15 protein-coding genes and 1 tRNA gene are annotated in these 20,147 nt (G+C 65.2%); 7 read left to right on the forward strand and 9 right to left on the reverse strand.

Annotation, left to right across the window (positions count from 1 at the left end; genetic code table 11):
* The first annotated feature begins 15 nt into the window (after positions 1-15).
* A complete protein-coding gene (locus tag ACIBCT_RS10525) occupies positions 16-693 on the forward strand; it encodes a response regulator transcription factor (RefSeq protein ID WP_399187119.1) in 678 nt (225 codons plus the stop codon).
* A complete protein-coding gene (locus ACIBCT_RS10530) occupies positions 690-2,006 on the forward strand; it encodes a sensor histidine kinase (protein WP_399187120.1) in 1,317 nt (438 codons plus the stop codon). The genes ACIBCT_RS10525 and ACIBCT_RS10530 overlap by 4 nt, the downstream gene beginning before the upstream one ends.
* A gap of 366 nt (positions 2,007-2,372) precedes the next feature.
* On the opposite strand, the gene ACIBCT_RS10535 is transcribed toward ACIBCT_RS10530, so the two are convergent.
* The 4 genes from ACIBCT_RS10535 to ACIBCT_RS10550 all read right to left on the reverse strand — a co-directional run bounded on the left by ACIBCT_RS10535 (position 2,373) and on the right by ACIBCT_RS10550 (position 4,676).
* Positions 2,373-2,445 (reverse strand) — tRNA-Ala (locus ACIBCT_RS10535).
* 203 nt (positions 2,446-2,648) lie between these two features.
* Positions 2,649-3,305, reverse strand: coding sequence for a histidine phosphatase family protein (locus tag ACIBCT_RS10540; protein ID WP_399187121.1), 657 nt, complete (start codon positions 3,303-3,305; stop codon positions 2,649-2,651).
* Positions 3,302-3,709, reverse strand: a complete 408-nt coding sequence (gene rsfS, locus ACIBCT_RS10545; protein ID WP_344895858.1) for a ribosome silencing factor — start codon at positions 3,707-3,709, stop codon at positions 3,302-3,304. The genes ACIBCT_RS10540 and rsfS overlap by 4 nt, the downstream gene beginning before the upstream one ends.
* A gap of 538 nt (positions 3,710-4,247) precedes the next feature.
* Positions 4,248-4,676 (reverse strand): hypothetical protein, encoded by a 429-nt coding sequence (locus ACIBCT_RS10550; protein ID WP_399187122.1) that lies wholly within the window; start codon positions 4,674-4,676, stop codon positions 4,248-4,250.
* Between the two features lie 146 nt (positions 4,677-4,822).
* On the opposite strand from ACIBCT_RS10550, the gene ACIBCT_RS10555 reads away from it, so the two are divergent.
* A complete protein-coding gene (locus ACIBCT_RS10555) occupies positions 4,823-4,972 on the forward strand; it encodes a hypothetical protein (protein WP_399187123.1) in 150 nt (49 codons plus the stop codon).
* Between the two features lie 254 nt (positions 4,973-5,226).
* On the opposite strand, the gene ACIBCT_RS10560 is transcribed toward ACIBCT_RS10555, so the two are convergent.
* Both ACIBCT_RS10560 and ACIBCT_RS10565 read right to left on the reverse strand, forming a co-directional pair.
* Entirely contained in the window at positions 5,227-6,132 is a 906-nt protein-coding gene (locus tag ACIBCT_RS10560; RefSeq protein WP_399187124.1) for a WD40 repeat domain-containing protein, read from the reverse strand.
* A 441-nt stretch (positions 6,133-6,573) separates the two neighbouring features.
* The gene (locus tag ACIBCT_RS10565) at positions 6,574-13,752 is read right to left on the reverse strand and encodes a LamG-like jellyroll fold domain-containing protein (protein WP_399187125.1); all 7,179 of its coding nucleotides are present in this window, start codon (positions 13,750-13,752) and stop codon (positions 6,574-6,576) included.
* A 642-nt stretch (positions 13,753-14,394) separates the two neighbouring features.
* Here ACIBCT_RS10565 and ACIBCT_RS10570 point away from each other — a divergent pair.
* Positions 14,395-14,670, forward strand: a complete 276-nt coding sequence (locus ACIBCT_RS10570; protein ID WP_399187126.1) for a hypothetical protein — start codon at positions 14,395-14,397, stop codon at positions 14,668-14,670.
* Positions 14,671-16,537: 1,867 nt separating this feature from the next.
* Here ACIBCT_RS10570 and ACIBCT_RS10575 read toward each other — a convergent pair.
* The gene (locus ACIBCT_RS10575; RefSeq protein WP_399187127.1) at positions 16,538-17,272 is read right to left on the reverse strand and encodes an XRE family transcriptional regulator; all 735 of its coding nucleotides are present in this window, start codon (positions 17,270-17,272) and stop codon (positions 16,538-16,540) included.
* Between the two features lie 173 nt (positions 17,273-17,445).
* Between ACIBCT_RS10575 and ACIBCT_RS10580 the strand changes: the two genes are divergently transcribed.
* The 3 genes from ACIBCT_RS10580 (at position 17,446) to ACIBCT_RS10590 (ending at position 18,893) form a co-directional block, all read left to right on the forward strand.
* The gene (locus ACIBCT_RS10580; RefSeq protein WP_399187128.1) at positions 17,446-17,790 is read left to right on the forward strand and encodes a hypothetical protein; all 345 of its coding nucleotides are present in this window, start codon (positions 17,446-17,448) and stop codon (positions 17,788-17,790) included.
* Between the two features lie 11 nt (positions 17,791-17,801).
* Complete coding sequence (locus ACIBCT_RS10585) at positions 17,802-18,275, forward strand: GntR family transcriptional regulator (RefSeq protein ID WP_399187129.1); 474 nt, start codon at positions 17,802-17,804, stop codon at positions 18,273-18,275.
* Between the two features lie 66 nt (positions 18,276-18,341).
* Positions 18,342-18,893 carry an HD domain-containing protein gene (locus ACIBCT_RS10590; protein WP_399187130.1) on the forward strand — a complete coding sequence of 184 codons (552 nt, stop codon included), beginning with the start codon at positions 18,342-18,344 and terminating at the stop codon, positions 18,891-18,893.
* Here the strand turns inward: ACIBCT_RS10590 and ACIBCT_RS10595 are convergent.
* Together ACIBCT_RS10595 and ACIBCT_RS10600 are read right to left on the reverse strand one after the other, a co-directional pair.
* Complete coding sequence (locus ACIBCT_RS10595; protein WP_399187131.1) at positions 18,876-19,352, reverse strand: NUDIX hydrolase; 477 nt, start codon at positions 19,350-19,352, stop codon at positions 18,876-18,878. The two genes, ACIBCT_RS10590 and ACIBCT_RS10595, sit on opposite strands and share 18 nt — an antisense overlap.
* Before the next feature lie 2 nt (positions 19,353-19,354).
* The gene (locus ACIBCT_RS10600; protein ID WP_362806046.1) at positions 19,355-20,092 is read right to left on the reverse strand and encodes an XRE family transcriptional regulator; all 738 of its coding nucleotides are present in this window, start codon (positions 20,090-20,092) and stop codon (positions 19,355-19,357) included.
* Positions 20,093-20,147 lie beyond the last annotated feature (55 nt).

Raw genomic sequence — 20,147 nt, forward strand, 5'->3', positions numbered from 1 at the left:
ACTACCGTTACACGCATGGCGACGGTTCTGGTGGTCGAAGATGACGAGTACGTACGATCCGCGATCATTCAAGAGCTCAGCAGGCGCCGGCACGCGGTGCGCAGCGCGGGACGTGCCCTGGACGCCCTGCGGGAGATCTCCCAGAACCCGCCGGACGCGGTGATCCTCGACCTCGGGCTGCCCGACCTGGACGGGGCCGAGGCGCTCAAGATGGTCCGCAGCGTCTCCAGCGTCCCGGTCATCGTGGCCACCGCCAGGGACGACGAGGCGGAGATCGTCCGTCTCCTCCAGGCGGGCGCCGACGACTACCTGGTCAAGCCCTTCTCCGGCGACCACCTCAACGCCCGGCTGGACGCCGTGCTGCGCCGCGCGCGCAGCGCCACCCCGCCCCCGGTGCTGCGCGTCGGCGCGCTCGCCGTGGACGTGAACCGGCGCGAGGCCACCCTGGAGGGGAGCCCGCTCACCCTGACCCGGCGCGAGTTCGACCTGCTGGCCTACCTGGCCGCCCGTGCCGACCGGGTGGTCTCCCGCAAGGAACTGCTCACCGAGGTCTGGCAGCAGTCCTACGGGGACGACCAGACGATCGACGTCCACCTGTCCTGGCTGCGCCGCAAGCTCGGCGAGAGCGCCTCCGCCCCCCGCTACCTGCACACCGTACGGGGCGTCGGGGTCATGCTGACCACGCCGACATGAGGCGGACCCTGGCGCTGCTCACCGTCGCGGGGACCTCGATGGTGGCCCTGGCCTTCCTCATCCCGCTCGGGCTGGTGGTCAGGGAGATCGCCCACGACCGGGCCATGGCCCAGGCCGAACGGCAGGCGTCCGCCCTCGTCCCCGTGCTGGCCATCACCGTCGACCCGGCCCGGCTGACCCACGCACTGCTCAGCACCGGCGCGCGGGACCGGATCGGGGTCCACCTGCCGGACGGCGGCTCGGCCGGAACCGTCAGGGCACCCGCCGCCACCGTGGCCTCGGCCTCCCGGCTGACCCGGGCCGTCACCGCGGAGCTGGGCTCCGGCCGCCTGCTGCTGCGTCCCGTCGCCCTGGACGGCGGCCGGACGGTGGTCGTCGAGGTCTTCGTCCCGCCCGGCGACCTCACCCGGGGCGTCACCGCCTCGTGGGCGGTGCTGAGCGGGGTGGCGGCGGCCCTGGTGGCCGGCTCCCTGCTGGTCGGCGACCGCCTGGGGGTACGGGTGGTGCGCTCGGCCCGGCGGCTGGGCCGGGCGGCCGGCGCGCTGGGCGCGGGAGACCTCAGCGTCCGCATCGAACCCGAGGGACCTCCCGAGCTGGTCGCCGCCGGTGAGGCGTTCAACAGCATGGCCGACCGCGTGGTCCAGCTGCTGGCCGCCGAACGGGAGATGGCCGCCGACCTGTCGCACCGGCTGCGCACGCCCCTGGCCGCCCTGCGGCTCAGCCTGGAGCACCTGGGACCGGAGGCCGAGCAGAGCAGGAACGCGCTCGGCCGGCTGGAGGCCGAGGTGGATCAGATCATCGCCACCGCCAGGCAGCCCTCCCGCGCCCCGGAGCTCGTCCACTGCGACGCCGCCGAGGTGCTCCGCGAGCGGCTGACCTTCTGGTCCGCGCTGGCCGAGGACCAGCGGCGGCCCTGGGAGCTGATCGGCGCCTCGGCCCCCGCCCGGGTCCCGGTCGCGGCCACCGAGCTCGGTGCCGTACTGGACGCCCTGCTCGGCAACGTCTTCCGGCACACCCCCGAGGGCACCGGATTCACGGTGACCCTGCACCAGGGCACCGGAACCGTCGGCGTGCTCATCGCCGACGCCGGGCCCGGGATCGGCGACCCCGAGGCCGCCCTGCGGCGCGGGGCCAGCGGCGCGGGGTCCACCGGGCTCGGGCTGGACATCGCCCGCAGGCTCGCCGAGTCCACGGGCGGCTCGCTGCGCATCGACGCCTCCTCCATGGGGGGCGCCAGGGTCCAGCTCTGGTTCCGTACCGACCGGCACGAGCGCCGGTCCGGGCGGGTCCGCACCCGTCGCGAGCGAGGGTGACCCCCGGCGGGCGGTCGGCGTTGATTTAGATCATGGGTAAGCCCACCTTAAGCACACCTAAAAGGGGCTTTTTCGCCATTCCATATGCGCCATCGTGGGGGAACCGCGAGCGCCTCGCCCGCATCCGCGGTCCCCGGCCCGCCGCGTCGTGCCGGCCACGCGTTCAGACGGAGGACACGTGGCCGGTTCGGAGCGGCGGGCCGGGAGCGTTCTCACGTCTTCCGCGGGCGTCACGGGGCCCGGGCGGCGGCTGCGGCTGCGACGGAGAGGGCCACGAGAGGGATCGTGGGAAAGGGACCGCGAGGAGCGCGTCCCGGAGAACGAGAACCGCCCTCCGTCCACGCGTGGACGGAGGGCGGCCGAGGGTGGAGCTATGGGGATTCGAACCCCAGACCTCCTCCATGCCATGGAGGCACGCTACCAGCTGCGCCATAGCCCCTGATCACCGCTGCGAGTCCTCTCGTCGCGGCGCTCGGGAAGCATATAAGGACACCACCGTGTTCACCTAATCGACGGCCGGGCGGCCCTCGACGGCCTCCAAGCGTACGCCGGGACCGGCCGGCCCTCCCCGGTGTCACCACCGTCACCACCCGCCACGGCGGACCCGGCGAGCCCGGCGGCAGGGGCCGGGCCGCGACGGGCTCACCCCCGGGCGGCGGTCCCGGGATCGTCCTCGGTGGCCTCGGGGCTGTCGTCGCTCCTGACCGGCTCCGGGAGGGTGCCGGCGTTGTGCTCCATCAGGCGCCAGCCCTTGCGGGACTGCTCGAGCACCGACCACGAGCAGTTCCCCAGACCGCCCAGGGCGGGCCAGAGCTCCTCGGGCAGGTTCATCAGCATGGCGATGCCGAGCCGGATCGCCGCCCCGTGCGAGACGACCACGAGCAGGTCGTCGGGGCCGAGCTCGGCCGCCCAGCGGCGTACGGACGTCGACACCCTCGTCGCGACGTCGGCGACCGCCTCGCCGCCCGGCGCCTCCCAGGCGACGAACTCCCGGGGCCACTTCTCGGAGATCTCCTCCCGGGTGAGCCCCTCCCACTCACCGCCTCCCCGCTCGCGCAGCTCCTTGTCGACCCTGACCTCCAGCCCGGTGACCCGGGCCAGCGCCGAGGCGGTGTCGAAGGCCCGCTGGAGGTCGGAGGAGACGATCATGCTGGGGCGCAGCGCCGCGAGCAGCGAGGCCGCGCGGGCGGCCTGCGCGACCCCGGTCTCGTCGAGCGGGATGTCGGTGTGCCCCTGGAACCGGTGCTCGACGTTCCACAGCGTCTGACCGTGCCTGAGGCAGACGACACGGGGGCTCACTCAGCTACCGTCCCGCGGGCGCGCTGGGCGGCGACCTGGGTGACGCTGTCCGGCAGCGAGATGGAGGGGCAGTCCTTCCACAGGCGCTCCAGCGCGTAGAAGGTGCGGTCCTCCTCGTGCTGGACGTGCACGACGATGTCGATGTAGTCCAGCAGGACCCAGCGGCCCTCGCGCTCGCCCTCGCGGCGGACGGGCTTGACGTCGGCCTCGATCCGCAGCCGGTCCTCGATCTCGTCGACGATGGCGCGGACCTGGCGGTCGTTGGTGGCGGAGCAGAGCACGAACGCGTCGGTGATGACGAGCTGGTCGCTCACGTCGTAGGCCAGGATGTCATCGGCCAGTTTGTCCGCCGCCGCCTCGGCGGCGAGCCTGACGAGCTGGACGGATCTGTCGGTTGCTGTCACGGTGTGGGTCAGTCCTCCTGCTAGTCGGCGCTGTCACCTATCAGGGTGCCCGATCGGGTGCTCCTTGAAGAGCCACAGTTCGAACAACGCCCGTCGTATGCCGCCCGATTCCGCGCGGCGGGCGGAATCGGCGGCCCGATCGGGTTCGTCTTCCGCGGCCGGGGCCGCGCTTGCCGGTCCGGGACGACCGGGATGATCCGGGGGTTCGGCGGTCACACCGGGTGAGCTGCGGATACCCGTACCACGCAAACTTCTCGAATCATAGCGAATCTCTCCGAAACGCGCTGTGACTCGCGGCAGGCGACGGCCTCGGGTCGGGGACGAGCCCGGCAGACCCCCCGCTCAGCCCTCCGGGTGCCGGTAGAGGCCACGCTTGTTGATGAAGCGCGGCCACCAGCGCCCTGGCCAGGGTCTTCGTACACTAGACCTGGTCAGGACACGTTTTCTTCTCTCGACGCCTTCTACTGGCTTCCAGGGTTTGCCGCCCTCATGTGCCCTGGATGTGCCCTGCGATCTTCCTCCCCGAGAGGGATCGGCCTCAGCGGCGAGCGTCTACTCCAGCAGCCTTACCGAACCACCGGCCGGCCAGGTGGAGATCACCTTTAAAACTCTGCGCGACCACGCTTCCCGTCTCGAAGATGAACTCCGCCCCCACGCACTGGGCGGGAACCTCGGTATCGAACTCCTCAACCACGTGTACAAGCCGATCCCCGACATGCCGCACGAAGGAAAGCTCTGCGGAGGCAGGGACCATGTCGACGCGACTGTCGAGTTCCTGCATCGCATAGCTCTCCCCCGGCTCGTGCGGCGTGATGCGGAACGTCCAGTCAGCGGCGACATGGACCATGACGGTCACCGTCTCCAGGTGGAGCCATAGGTGCAGAAGCTCGGGAGTGTCGGCGCCATGGGTGAACAAGGCCGCAGTGACCGCCATCAGGCGCTGATGCTCCAAACTTGGAAAATCCACTACTCCATCATCCTCGCGCTGTTCCGGCACGGCTTCAGCAACGAAGGACCAGCAACCTTCGCCCCTCGTAAATCTGGGTGATCTCTGGTCCTAGACCTAGCCGCCCGAAAATGACTCGGTCACGCGCCTGAGCAGGGATTACGCTTGTGGGCGTCTCGCGTCACACATCACTGGTTTCGGTTCTCCACCTGGAGCGCATCGGCCGCCACGGCGGCTGGGCCGACGACTCCACCGCGCTGCTCGGCTACTTCGAAGAGGCCGACCGCTGGAGCGACAACCCGATCACCGGTCTGTGAGAGACGACATGAGCAACCCGACGAGAATCGTCATCATTAACGTCTCAGGTCACAATAGGTTTGACGGCTGGCGACACGTTCGTTAACGGCACCCCTTGTTCGCTGGTTCTTTAACACCGAACTCCGCAACGACTCCCAGGCCGCCTACTGACTGGCTGCTATCCTCAGCAGCACTTGACGGTTGAGCGTGGACGCGGTACTACCCCAGAAGGCGACATCGAACGCGACGAAGGCGGGCGCCCTACCACATGACTTCATCTTGTGTAGGAGTTCAAGTCCCATACTCGTACGGTGGTGTCCAAGCTGCCAGTGACGGCGACGGGTCGGCCGTTGACCTCCCCAATCGTCACTTCTTCGATTGGTTGAGTGTGGCCGGTCATTGGTTGGCCCAGGGGTTTGCGGGTGGTCAGGTCCCACACCCGCACCGTGGCGTCCCAGCTGCCGGTGACAGCGACAGGTCGGCCGTTGACCTTCCCAACCGCCACCGCAAAGACGGGGCGAGTGTGGCCGGTCATTGGCTGGCCCAGGGGTTTGCGGGTGGTCAGATCCCATACCCGCACCGTGGCATCCCAACTACCGGTAACAGCGACAGGTCGGCCGTTCACCTGCCCGGCCGCCACCGAAAAGACGTTGCTGGGGTCGCGAGACATTGGTTGGCCGAGGAGTTTGCGGGTGCTTAGGTCCCACAACCGCACGGCGTCGCCCGCGCCGCCGGTGATGGCGACGGGTCGGTTGTTAACCTGTCCGAGCGCGACCGATCCGACGGTACCGGTGTGGCCGGTCATTGGTTGGCCCAGGGGCTTTCGGGTGGTCAGGTCCCACACCCGCACCATGCCGTCTTGACCACCGGTGATGGCGATAGGGCGGCCACTCACCCGTCCGATCGCCACCGCTGAGATAGCGTCGGTATGGCCGGTCATCGGTTGGCCCAGTGGTTTGCGGGTGGTCAGGTCCCATACTCGTACGGTGGCATCCGCGCCGCCAGTGACGGCGACAGGAAGGCCCTTGACCTGCCCAACCGCTACCGCTCCGACGGTACTGGTATGGCCGGTCATCGGTTGGCCCAGTGGTTTGCGGGTGGTCAGATTCCATACTCGTACGGTGGCATCCGCGCCGCCAGTGACGGCGACAGGAAGGCCCTTGACCAGACCAGTCGCCACCGCGTAGACGGCGTCCCTGTGGTGGCCCAATGGCGCTTTTGTCGCCGCCGGTCTTGGACTGTTATCCGCTGACGGACTGTTCACGGAAGGCCAGGAGGCCGCCACGAGCACAACGATCGCCGTACAGGTCGTCACCGCGGCGATCCATCCGCGGCGTTGGCAGGAAGGCGTCGATCGCAGCGTCACAGCCGAAGTTCGCGAGAACCTGTTTTCGATGGGAGTCAGGTTCTGCACGACGGGCGAGGCCTGTGACGCGAGGTCGACAGATGCGGGCTGGGCAGAGGCAGGGGGAGTACTTGCTTGCGACGGGGACGCGCTATGACCGGTTGCCTCGAAACCCTCTGTGTCTAGCGGATCTACATTAGGCACTGCTCACCGTTCTTTCTACCCCGAACCACACCTCGAACCGATCGCATAGAGTATACAGCATGCATAGCTAAATCAGTGAGAGCGATCTACATTTCGACAGTCTACACGTTCTTGACTTATATATCCTGGAAGAGAAAATTTCTTTCCACACATTTGATTCGCTCCTGCTGCAAAAAAGTCTTCAGACAGCGCAAGCTCTTCGCATTTATCCCAAGCGGCCTGTCCGCCAGGAATAATGGCAGCATGTTTACCGCATTCATCGCGAACCAGAGGATCAAAGCGACTCTTGTTCTGCTCGTAATAATTGACGGCAAGTGAGTTCACTACTCCGTCAAAGGCGCTGTCTTTGGTGATTTGGTCCCACTTTTTTTTGGCAGCCTCCCACTTTTTAGTCCCTTCTTTATATACACTGGGATGCTTGTAGCCTTCATGCGCAAAACGCTCGTGAATTTCCGCGACTTTTTTAGCCACTTCACATGTTAGGTGGTAGCACATCATTGCCATGCCAACGAAGTGCCTCAGTACGTTCCTAGCCCATCCTTTCGAATCCCCTGTCAGCCTATAATCCTTCATGCGCTGGTTGGTGTAGTCGGTGGCCGCGTTTATGATGCGCTTCGCTTCAGCGCACTGTCCAATAGACATAGTCTTTCGACAGGCGGCAAGCTCTTTTTTAAACTTGCTACCGCTGTCGGGGTCTAACATGCCTGGCGCTGATCCCGCGCCGAACGAATTGTCCTTTTTGTAATCGGATGACTTTATTTTCTTCCACAAATAGTTTAGAACTTTTTTGTCATCCACGAAATCCGTAAACAAGTCGTAGAGCTGCTGCTGTTGATTGGTTGCGTCCCAATACCCCTTCGGAGCCGTTTTCCCCTTCTCCGTGACACCTATTGCTCTTCCTCTTTCCTCGTCGAACCACCAGTCCATTGCCACAAGGCAGCATGGTTGATCGGGCCAGGAGTAGTACGGCTGCCCTGGAACAACTTCTATTGGCGTAAATTCCCAGCTTGAGGACGAAGATTGCCTGTCAATGTATCTGTCCCAGTAACTGCTCATGTCGTAGGACTGCCAGCTGGTGCCGCCGCTTGCGCCGCCGTGGGAGCCTGCGCTTTGGATAACTTCGTATGAGTTATGTCCGGTGGGGTCGGTGTTAGTCAGAGGGCTGGCGTTGGCGTAGGTGTAGCGGTTGGCCTGCACCGACGGGTTCGGGTCGAGGGTGATGGTGTCGCGGGAGGTGAAGGCGCCGGTGCCGGGCTGGTACCAGCGGGCGTGCATGTTGACCTTCCCGGTGTCGGGGTCGGTGTACTCCCCCTGATAGCCAGGCGTGCGCTGGGTGCCGGAGCGGTGAGTGACGGTGCCGAAGGGGTCGTAGGCGACCGAGTCGACCAGGGCGGTGCCGGAGAAGGTCGCGACCACGTCCCCGTGTAGGTCGCTCATGGTGGCGAGCGCGGGGCCGGCGCCTTCTTGCAAGCTGAGCAGGCCGCCGAAGGGGTCGCGCCCGTACTTGGCCTGGAGCGCGCCTGATCCGTCGGTGGTGGTGACGAGGTCGTTGCTCAGGCCGGAGTAGGTGAAGCGCTGCTGGGCGCTGCCCTTGGTGCGGGAGGTCATCCGGTCCAGGGCGTCGTAGCCGTAGGTGGCGTCCCCGTCGGAGGTGAGGCGGTCGAAGGCGTCGAAGGTGAGGGTGCGGGTGACGCCGGCCTTGGTCTCGGTGGCGGTGGTGCCGCGGGGGGTGTAGGTGTAGTCGGTCCCGGCGCCGGAGGTGAGCCGGTTGCGCTGGTCGTAGACGAAGGTGTCGGCTCCGGCCTTGGTGCGGTTGCCGGAGGCGTCCCACTCATAGGCGGTGACGGCGCCGCCGGGCGCGGTCCAGGAGGTCAGGCGCCTGGAGCGGTCGTAGCCGTAGGTGTTGGTTCCGGCGCCGGCGGTGCCGGTGGTGGTCTTGGTGGTGAGGTTGTCGTCCTTGTCCCACCCATAGGTGATCTTCGACAGCTCCGTGCCGGAGCTGTTCTTCACCGTCTGGGAGGTGAGCCGGTCCACGCTGTCGTAGCCGTAGGTTTGCGTGTTGACCGGGTTGGCGGAGGTTTTGCTGGCCAGACGGTTGGCGTTGTCGTAGCCGTAGGTCCAGGTGCGGCCGGTCACCGGGTCGGAGGCGGTCTTGAGCCGGTCGACGGCGTCCCAAGTGTAGTTCGCCGTTCCGGCCGGGTCGACGCGCTGGGTGGGGTTGCCGGTGGCGTCGTAGGTGTAGGCAGCGATCTGGTTGGTGGCCTTGGAGACCTTGGTCAGCAGGCTGCGGTCGTTGTATTCGAGAGTGTAGTCACCGATCGCGGTCATCCGGCCCGCGCTGTCGTAGGTGACGGCGCGGTTCAGCGTGGTCATCGAGGTGCCGCTGCCGGCCTCGGCGGTCATCCGGTTCAGCTGGTCGAAGGTGCGGTCGATGCGTACCCCGCCCGGCTGCAGGGTGGCGGTGGCGTTGCCTGCGGCGTCGTAGACGCTGGTCCAGGTCCGATCCGCAGCGTTGGGGTGAGCGGTGGTGGATGGTTCGATGACGGATTCGACCAGGCCGAGGCTGTTGTAGGTGGTCCAGGTGGCGTTGCCTCGGCCGTCGGTGGTGCGGGTACGTGCCCCACTGGCGTCGTAGCCGAACGTCGAGGTGATCGACGAGCTCGCGGTGACCGGTTCGATGAGGGAGGTCAGCCGTCCCGCGGCATCGAACGTGCGCTGGGTGACGTACTCCTCGCCGGAGGTGGTGCTGGTCGGGTTGCCGGCCGCGTCGTGGCCGAAGCCGAGCGTGCGCACGACCGTGACGGGGTTGGTGCCGGTGAGGTCCTTAACGGCGCTCTTGCGGCCGGCGAGGTCGTAGACGGTCTCGGTGGCGTTGCCGAGCGCGTCGGTCACCTTGGTCTGTCGGCCCATCAGGTCGTAGGCGGTGGTGGTGGTGCGGGTGGCCGGATTGGTGGTGGTGGGGGTCTCCGGGGCGACGGTGGCGGTGACCTCTCCGGCGGCGTTGACCGTGTAGGTGGTGGTCTTGTTCCCCGGCCCTGGCGCGATGCGTTTGGTGAGATTGCCTGCGGCGTCGTAGGCCAGCTTGGTGATGTGCGCGGCGGTGGTGGGGGTGCGTTCGATCTGGGTCTGGGTGATCTGCCGGCCTAGGTCGTCGTAGGTGGCCTCGGTGCGTGCCCCGGTGGGGTCGATCACCGCGCGCTTCTCGCCGAGCAGGTCGTATTCGGCCACCCAGGCACCGCCGGGGCCGGACGGGCCGGGTTCGGTGACCTTGACCGGGCGTCCCAGCGCGTCGTAGACGGTGGAGGTGATGTGGTCGCGCGGGTCGGTGACCGTGGTCTGCCGCCCGGCCGCGTCGTAACCGAAGTCGATCTTGGGGGTGATCGCGCTGCCGCCCGGCGGGGTGTAGGACGCGCCGACGGTCGAGGTCAGGCGCCCTGCCTTGTCGAAGACCGAGGTAATGGTGCGCCCTTCAGCATCGACAGTGTGGGTCTGCAGGCCCGCACTGTTGTAGCCGTACTTAACGGTAGGGCGCCCGGTAGTGATGGCGGTGCCATTCTTTTCGATTGCCACCTGCGGCGCCTTGCTCTCTACCAACTGCCCAGCAAGGTCATAACGCAGCGTAGTGGTGAAATCCGCAGGCGTGGCGCCGGAGGCGTTGCCGCGAGGATCAGTGGTCGCGCTCAACAGGCCACGGTCGTCGTAGACGCTGGTGGTGATCAGGTCATCGGCTCCGTTCTCCACTGTTTGTTGGGTTACCTGGTTCAACGCGTTGTGGAGGTAGGAGGCGGATTCGGTACGGGTGGTACCCGCTGCGGTAAAGGTCTTTTTCTTGACGTTGTTGACCGCGTCGTACTCGAAAGTGGTTTTACGACCGAGAGCGGCAGGGTCGAGTGTGGTGGAGGTGAGGCGGCCTGCGGCGTCGTAAACGGATTCGATGGTGCTCTTGCCGCCGCCGTTGACCTGTCGGACGAGGTTGCCCGCCGGGTCGTACTCATTCTCCTGCAGCACTACGTCGGTGGTGGTAACCAAGCCGTTGAGACGGACGTCATCGCCGATTGTCGTCGCCGCCTGGTTGTCCATCCAATAGGTGTAAGTCTTCTTGCGACCCATAGCGTCGACCTGGCCGGCCAGCCGGCCGCCGGGGTCGTAGGAGGAGGATTCCAGCACCACGTCCTGGGCAGCCTGTGGGTTGACTGGGCTGCCGGTCCAGTTCTTCAACGTGGTAGCTGTCGGTTCCCCGCGCTTGGTGTAGGCGAAGGTGATGACCGTGCCCTCAGGGTCGGTTTGTGACACTTGAGCGCCGGTGACATCCCAGGTGGAGGCGGTCACCCCATCCTCAGGGTCGGTGACCGTCTCTACTCGGCCCTTGGCGTCGTAGGTGTAGGTGGTCGTGCGTGCTGCGTCGCCACCGGTCAGGTCGGTCACGGTGGTGGTGAGCGGGTTGCTGTCGGCGTCGTAGGTCAGCGTGGTCTTGGCCGTGTGGGTAGTGTTGGTGACCTCGTTCTTCACCCCCGGGTCGGTGCGTGTGAGCAGACGGCCCAGGCCGTCGTAGGTGAAGGTCGCACTGACCCCACTGGGGTGGGCTTGGGATATCTCGGCGCGTGAGGTCAGCCGTCCTACCGCGTCGTAGGTAAACGTGGTCTTCAACCCTGCTGGACTGGTCTGCTCGGCCAGCTGCCCAGAAGCGGTATAGCGGTAGGACGTCTCGTTGAGCTTGGGATCCTTGGCCGACTCCAGCAGCCCGGCCGGGGTGGTGCCGCCACCGATCGCGGGCTCGGTGCCATCGGTGTAAGAAGAGATCATCGACCGACCGGCGGGGAAGTCCGGAGTGGCCGGGCTGGTCGTCTTCGACACCTCGCCGTGGGTGGTGTATTCGGTTGTGGTGGCGTAAGTGGTGTCGGTGTCCGAGGCCGAGCGGCCATCGCGGTGCACCGTTAACTGGTCGTTACGCGGATCGAAGGCGTCGCTGGTGTTGAGGTAGTACTTCCACGTCTCGATCGCACATTCACCCGCGGCGCGGCAGTACTTGCGAGCGATGAGGTTGTTTCGCTCATCGAAGTAGACGTCATTAACGATGTTGTTGCGGTCGATCAGCTTGGCCAGCGCCCCCGATAGGTTGTACTCACGCCAGGAGGAATGCCCCAGTTGATCGGTCTCGCTGATGACGCGGTAGCCGCGCCAGGCGTCATAGAGGTACTTCAGCTCTTCATTGCGCGGGTCGACCACAGTGACGCGGGCGGCGCCGTTTTGCGGGTCGTAGCTCTGCGCACCGATTTGCCAGGTGCCACCATTATGATCGACATGGGTTTTGAGCCGGTCGGTCGCGGCGTCGTAGGTGTTGGTTGCCCAGATGCGCCCTGAGGGCAGCGTGACGCCGGTGAGCTTGTGCACCGTCTCGGCCCGGGCGGCGTGGTGGGTGCTCACCTCGGTCGCGGTAAGCGGCTTGTCGTAGATAGCGACCTCGTCGATGAGCCCCTTGAACGGGAACGCCGCCCGCGGGGTGGGCACCGCCGGGGAGGTGCCCGGATCGGCCACACCGTTGCCCACCGTCGCGCTTTGCCGCCAGGTACTCACCGCCGCACTCAAGGTGCCGATCTGCGCACCGTCGAGGAACAACGTCTGGTTCTGGCCGGAGGCGGTCAGCACGACGTGGTGCCAGGTGTTGTCGTTGACCACGCCGGTGGAGGTGATCGGCGCGGCGACCGCGGCCAGCGAGCCTCGCAGTTTGCCGTCAGTGCCGACATACAGCATCGGCCCCCACGGGATCCCGGACGTCTCCTGGGTGCCAGCGGCCATCAGAACTCCGGATTGGCTCGTCTTGAACCACGCCTCCACCGAGATCTGATCTCCCAGCTGCGGCACCGTATGAGCGGGAAGCTTCAGCGCCGAACCGGTGGTGAACTCCACCGCGGTGTCGGTGCTGCCGGCCAGCGCGCCGGGCTTGGCATAGCTGACCGCCTGATAGGTCGCATCAGTCTGACCCGCGCCCTGGTCGGCCGCCACCGTTCCGGAGCCCTCACCCAGCCGCCAGTAGGCGTACGGGTCGGAGTTCAGTACGCCGCTGCGGTACTGGGAGCCGGTGCCGTAGCTGTAGTAGGTGCAGTTGGGCGCGGCCACCGGCGCGCACACCCCGGTCAGCCGGTCCCCGTCGTAGTGGTAGGTCCACGTCAGGGGTGATCCGTTCACCGGGTCGCTGGAGACCGAGGTGACGTGAGCACCCGTCCAGGTGAACGTCAACGACCGCCCGCCCGTGGCCGTCACCGTCGCCAGCTTCCCACCCGCACCGTAGGTCAATTCCTGGCCACGGCCGCGAGAATCGGTGACCTCACTCAACCGGCCCTGGGCGTCGAAAGCATAGGTGGTGGCGGATTTGTCCATCAGCTTCCAGGTGCCGCCGCTTTCCTCGGCCAGGGTCGCGTGCATGCCCGGCGGCGGCTGGAAGACCCCCGCCCCGCTGCCCATGAAACGTACCTGGCGGCCGTCGGGGTAGGTCACCAGCGCCGCGGTCGCCGCACCCCGCACCTCTTTTTCAATCTTCATGTCCCAGCGGGTTGACCATCCGGCGCCGAAGACGCCGCTAATGCGCGGGTCCATGCTGTTGTAGGAGCGCGTCACCGACAGCGGCGGCCCCACGGTCGGCACCGACAGATCGGTCGCGGTCGTGGTGTAGTTACCGCTTTGCTGGTGAAACTCCTGGTTCTTGTTCTCAGAGATGGACAGCTGTGAGGTGATCACCGGCTGACGTACTCCGGTGACGAAGGTGTGCACTGCTGAGACGGTGCTCAGGGAGTTGGTGATGTCGGTGATGGTCACGGTCCACCAGTACTGCTTGGCCCAAGCCAGTTTCGCGGCCGGGACCTTCCAAGTGCTCACCCCGGCGCTCAGGGTGCCCGAGGAGGTGCAACCCGTCCCGGTCATCGTCTCCTTGTCGCAAATCTTGAACGCATATCGCAACGTCCCGCCCAAAGGACTGCGCCCCTGCGCGCGCAAGGTGGACGTCAGCGAATCCATCAACATTCCACTGCGTGGGAAGGCGTTCAGCAGCACCGGCTCATCTGCCAACAACGCAGCCTGCTGCTGCGCCGGCGCAGTCGGCGGCTTCGATGATGATCCGGTTTGCGCGCCTGCCTCTCGCTGGTCAACAAATCGCTCCTCGACCGGAACCGCATTCTTGGGAGGTTCGAGATCCGAGCGCCATTGCCCGTCAACCAGCGTTGCCGACATTTCTGTGGTCGTCTTGCTGCTGACCATGGAGGGGAAACCAGCCGCCGATCCGGTCAACTGCCGGGGAGCCACCAAAGGTGCGGCCCAGGCCGATGCTACCGAGCCAGCGGTTGCAAAGGCCGGCAGGGCAGGAATTTGCAGCAATCCCGGAACAACGGCGAGTAACGCCAAACGAGCCGAGCGAGACCATAACACGTTTCGGCGCATATGCCGTCACCCTCCGAAATAAGCCAACGCGAGGTCTGAACACGCGCACGTTACCCCAGCTCGCCAAGAATCCCGACAGAGCCGGGGGAAACGGTTCGGAGTGCAACAGTTGTGAGCAAACGATCAGAAGTTACACATAGATCCTCCAACCCCGCAAGATCTTCGTAAGGAACAAATAAAAGACATGTTGGTCAGGTTTCACTTGAGGACCGATCGTGCGCGTACATGGCCAACTGCCGTACGTGACGAATCGCGAGCTCCGTGTGCTCCCTGGACAGGAAGGAGAGGGATCCGGCGAGTGACCGCGAGCACCGACGACAAGATCAACAGCGGTGGCGACGCCAGAACCGGCAACCCGGTTGACGATCAGGGTGACAGGCGGGACGGCGGCCCAGCTGAGAACCGCGTTGCCGATCGGGCAGCTCCGGGGCCGGCAATACGGCGGGGCTCGGGCCAGGATCGGTGGCGGCCGCCGCGGAGGCGGCGTTGGCCACGTATCTCGATCGGTGCGCGCTGGCGACCAACACGGTGACCCCTTACCGGCGCCAGGCGCTGGCCTACCGGGAGTGGTTGCTCGCGTGGGCGGCTGAGCACGCGGATGCGTTCGTCGACCTGGTCGGTGCCGACTCCACCGAACTCGGGGTACATCAGGTCGCGAACCTTGGTGAAGAAGACCTCACGGTGCGGGTAGCCAGCCCGATCGAGAGCGATCAGCCAACCAACCGCTTCGCGACCTAAATCGTGCCCCTTGGCGAACTCTCCAGCCCAATCCCGGAAAGCCTCGTCGAGGTTGATGAGGGTGTTGTCCAGGTCAAAAAGCGCGAGTCGTTGCACGATGCCACCCTACGAGGGTGCTTCGTCGCGAGACACCCGTATTAGGAGAGCAGCGGGCCTATGGCTGGCGCATATGGCGTGAACTGCGTGAACGCTCTGCGCAGCCCATATCCCTTGCAGGATCATCCCGTATATGTCCCGCACCCGTCGAGATGGGTCACCACGTCACCCGATGGCAAGCCGACCCGGAGCGCAGGGCCGCCAAGGCCCGAGCACCGGAAGCGGCGAGGCAGATACGCTTTTCACAGTCCATGACACAGCAGCGTCATGACATCATTTCCTCTTAGGTATACGACGATTTCTATATTTTTTCTGAGAGATGTCACGCCGATACGCGAAGAACTCTTTCCACCATAACAAACGATCCCGAGAATCCATCGGCATTAGCACCCTAAGAATTCGAATTATAATGTATCCGATGGTGGATGCGATGACTAATAGTGAAATTATCCACGGCGGCAGGATGCCCAACAACTCGATCGGCAGACCAGGAATCATGCCTTTGGCCCCCTAATGGCGAGCGAGGCGTCACCAAGGGAGACGGTATAGCCATTCATTGATGGCCTATATTTAGCTTCTCGGATTCCCGCTTCAGGGTGAGTAAGTGCAGCTACCAAGTCCTCTTGATAGGGATACCCGTTCCAATCTAGTTCCCAGATACCACCCCCTCCCAATAATCTGCGCTCCTCTCCTCTCGGACGATCTTTACGTTCCCTTCTTTGCAGTGGATCCCAGAACCAGTTCCCAATAGCCCACCTACCGTTAGGGTCCCGAAGGGACAGTCGAACAGCGAGTCCAGCAAGTAGCCGTTGAGCATCCGGACTCCAGCTCGGCACCCCGGCGAATAGGCGCTCGTCTTCTTCGTCTAGATCAACGGAAGTCCATGAATACCATTCACAATCCTCTCGCTCCTTAGAAGTTACTCCTTTTTTGTTGCCCGTAACAACCAGCTCTGCCGACGTAGGGATATGCTTCAAAGCGAATCCGCGGTTGCGATACCTTGCCTTCAACCTCATTCCCGGAATCCAAGAAATTCCATTCTCTTTCCGAGTGATATAGTTTGTGACATTCACGGGTGCTTCGGCAATGAGGACCAGACGATCCCATCGCGGAGACATGGTAATTGTGTAGGCGGTGAGGTAATGAATTGCCCAGGCGGCTGCAACACTCTCGGCACGTCTGGTATTAAAAAGGCCTAGTGCCAATAGAGCACGGAGCTCTAGTTGATCAGGAGTGCACTCATCGAGGCCGAAGGATTTATTGCGCGCCACTCCTAGGTGGGCGGCTTCCCATCGCTCACCCGTGAACTGCGCGCGACGCCTGGCAATGGATTTCCGGCTGGATTCTGGCATGGCTCCGCCCATACATCGCCTGGCCGATGTGTAAGCTCGCTGCCGTTCCACCGTCTATCTTCGATGCGAAGCAGGTGCACCACACCCTCGCGCATCCACATGCAGATCCAGGGCCACATGTCGTCCTTGCGCCTCCGGGCCTTCGCGACCGGATAGCTGGATTTTAACATGCGGTTGTACGGATCGCGTCGGGGTTGAAAATCCCTTTGCAAGCCGCATGACGTTCGCTGCTGCGGATGTGTGGCCACTCCCGCTCGTGCTGCGATGCTTCCAGTTGTGGCGCGTGGGCGGCGCTGGCCGCGACCGGCCGAAGAGCCGCAGCGCGGCCAGCGACCGCCCAAGCGCGGCGATACGCCGCAGGCGGATCGCCTTTAAAAGCGAACAGATAAGTTACGTTCGATCTTGAAGCCAAAAGGTCATCAGGTCGTCTGGCCTGCGCTTTCAGTGCTGCTCCAGACGCGTTCGAAGCTGTCGAGGTAGGTTAGGGCGGCGTTGTCGGCCTCGGTGCGGGTTAGGTAAATGACGGGCGCTTCGGAGGCTCGGGTGCCGTACACGTGCAGGTTGACCAACAGGCTGTCGTCGGCGCGGTAGATCGAGTTGTAGAGCACGGTGCGATGCCGGCGGATCTCGATGCCCTCGATGTCCTGGAGGGGGCGGTAGAGGGCAAGGGCGTTGTGGATGCGTGCTGCCATGACGTCGCTGCCGGTGCCTTCCTCTGCGCCTCGGGCAGCGACCTGCGGGCTGTCGGGGTCGCCCAGCAGGATGCGGACCCGTACCCCTGCCTGTGCTCGCTCGGTGAGGATGCGGAGAAGGCCGGCATCCTCGGCGAGGAACAGTCCGCTGTAGACGAGGATGCCGATCTCCTTCTCCGAAGCCTGGAAGAACGAGCGCCAGACTTCGGCGGGCACGGCCCAGCGGTGGGGATAGACGGCCTTGATCTCGCCGGTGATGTGGCGTCGGCCGTAGGAGACGTCAGGCCACAGGTCGTTCTCGTGGGTTCCGAGGAGATCGGCGACCGCGAAGCGGTGGCGAGGGTGGGGGATGCGGCCGCTGATCCAGCGGGCGACGGTCTTGGGGTCGACCGCCAGGCGGGCGGCGATGTCAACGGGCTGCAGTCGGGCTCGGATCAAGGCGTGCCGAAGGTTTTCGTTCATCGGGGACGTGCCTTCCGCGGCAGGAGGGGCGGTGCCTGCGACGCTAACATAAGACGTCCCTAGACGTCCCTAACTTGCGGTGCCCGAGTCCCTACCGGACAGCGAAGCTCGTCGGCATGGAGCCCCGCCCACCCGGGACTCCGCCCTCACCATCCGATGGGAGTCCTTCATCCATGGCCACCGTGAAAGAGAACCAGTACGCCTATCAGGTCGAGTTGCTCACCGCACTCCGCAACGAGCTGATCAACCGGGAGATCATCGCGGTCCTGATCACCGACAGCAAGGATCGACCGTGCCTGGACGTCACCGACAGCACATTCCGCCCTCGCCGCGTCTACGTTCATCTGCCGTTCCTGTGGTTCTACTGGGGCGATCAGCACGACGAGCGGGTCTCGTGCCTGAAGCTGTTCCCCGCCGCCGATCGGATCGCTGAGGCGGCCCAGGCCGGCTGGCGCGACGGCGAGCAGGGAGAGCTCGGCCTGGATCTGGGTCAGATCGTCAACGCTTATCGTTCCTGAGCTCGGCGACGATGTCCCACAGCGAAAACAGATGGCTGACCGGCGGGCGGGTCTACCACCTGCTCGCCGATTGGCTCCGCGACCAGATCACCACGGGCGCGTACCCGCCGGGCAGCGTCCTGCCCTCAGAGATGGCCCTCGTCGACCAGTTCCGCATCGCCCGGTCCACGGCCCGTCGTGGCTTAGCCGTCCTGGAGGACGAAGGCTTGATCGTCACCCTGCCCGGCAAAGGACGTGTCGTGAGAGGTGATGCCCCAGATCTGCAGGCGACCTACCGCTATCAGGTGATCGCTCGCGCCTTGCGTGAACAGATCCGCGCAGGCGCGTTTCCCGTCGGCGCCACGCTGCCCAGCGAGCATGCGCTGCGCCGTCGGCATCGGGCCTCGCGCAACACCGTCCGTCATGCCTTGGCTGAGCTGGAGCGCGAAGGGCTGATCGTCGCCGAACACGGTAAGGGCCGGTTCGTCCGGTCGGCCCAACTCTGAGACGTCTTGAGACGTCTCGCTCTCGCTCTGGTCGTCCTCCGGGGGTCGGCATTTATCGTGAACCGCATGGGACACGCCGAATGGGCTTGTGAGCTGGCCGAACATCTTCTCAAGGAGCCGTTGCCGCGCCGCTGGGCGCACACGCAAGGGGTGGCCGCGCGTGCCGTCTCGCTGACGCCGATCCTCGGGAAACACGCTGATCTGCTGATCACCGCGGCCTGGCTGCATGACATCGGTTACGCACCCGATCTCGTCGACACCGGCTTTCATCCGCTCGACGGTGCCCGATACCTGCGAGACATCGAGCGGGCCGACGACACGTTGTGCGGCCTGGTGGCCTACCACTCGGGTGCGGTCAACGAGGCTCGGGAGCGCGGTCTGGTCGACCTGTTGACCGCCGAGTTCCGTGAGGGACGGCCCGAACTGTCCGAAGCGCTCATCTACTGCGACATCACCACCGGCCCGAAGGGCGAGCGGTTCACCGTGCATGAGCGCCTGGCGGAGATCCGTGCCCGCTACGGTCCCGGCGACCTGGTGACCCGCGTCATCGGCATCAACGAACCGTTGCTTCTGGCCGCGGTCGTCTCTGTTGAAGCGGCGCTAGCCGATGTGAGGTAGGTCGGCGTCCTTCAGGTAGTGCTCGATCCGCATCCGCATCGCCCGGTCCATCGGGAGGGACAGGACGTCCTCGCGCGGGACCCATCGCACTTCGCGTGACTCGCTGCTCGTCGTCGGTGATCCCCCGATGGCACGTGCGGTGAGCACGATGGAGAACTCCTGCCGGGCCTCGCCGTTGGACGTGTAGAGGATCACGTGCCGGGGGTCGGTGTAGATCCCGACCATTCCGGTGATCTCGCACGTGATCCCGGTCTCCTCGGCCGTCTCGCGTACCGCGGCCTGCGGGACCGACTCGCCCAGATCGATCGCCCCCCCGGGGAGTGCCCAGTTGTCGTTGTCGGTGCGGTGGATCATCAAAATGTCGCCGGCGTCGTTGGTGACCACCGCGTTCACGGACGGAACCATGCTGTTGGGCGTGGGGGCGCCGGGGTCGTCGTGATAGTCGATCCGCCGAGACATGATCACCACTCTACCGGGCGGGCTTCGTTCCATATCTTGTCGAAACTGTCCAGGTACGTGGTCACCATGTCCCCGCCGGCCACCCGGCGCAGGTGCAGCACGGGGGCGTTGGAGGCCACCTCGCCGTACACGTGCGTGTTCACGAGAACCTGGTCGTCCGCCCGGAAGATCGAGTTGTAGAGCGTCGTGCCGTGCATCCGGAACTCGGCCACCTCGCGCAACGGCGCGTACAGGGAGAGCACGCTCCGGATCTTCGCTGAGATCGCGTCCTTGCCGATGCCCTCATCGGCGCTACGCCGGATCACTTCCTCGGATTCCGGGTCGCCGAGCAGGACGCGAAGCCGGGCCCCGGACCTTCCCCTCTCGGCGAGAAGCCGGATCAGCCCGGCATCCTCGGCGAGGAACATCCCGACGTACACCAGGATGTCGATCTTTTCTGACGCGCCGCGGAACAGGCCCTCCCACGCACCCCGGGGCATCGTCCACCGGTGCGGGTACACATTGATGATCTCACTCTCGGACGCGGCCACGACCTGCTCTTGGCTGAGGGCCTGCGGCCACAGGTAGGTCTCGTCCGTACCCAGCAGCGACGCCACGGCGAATCGGTGTTTCCGGTACGGCTCGCGTCCCTTGGTGATCCACCGCTCGACGGTCTTGGGGTCAACCGCGATGGCCTCGGCCAGTACGGCGACGCTCATACCCTTCGCCAACAGCGCCGCGCGCAGCCGCTCGTTCGCCATCTCACCTGCCCGTCAGGGACGTCCGGGGACCTGGACATCGTATGCCGGACGTCCC

Origin of the sequence: Streptosporangium sp. NPDC050855, assembly GCF_044456585.1 — a bacterium.
GTDB classification, from domain to species: Bacteria; Actinomycetota; Actinomycetes; order Streptosporangiales; family Streptosporangiaceae; genus Streptosporangium; species Streptosporangium longisporum.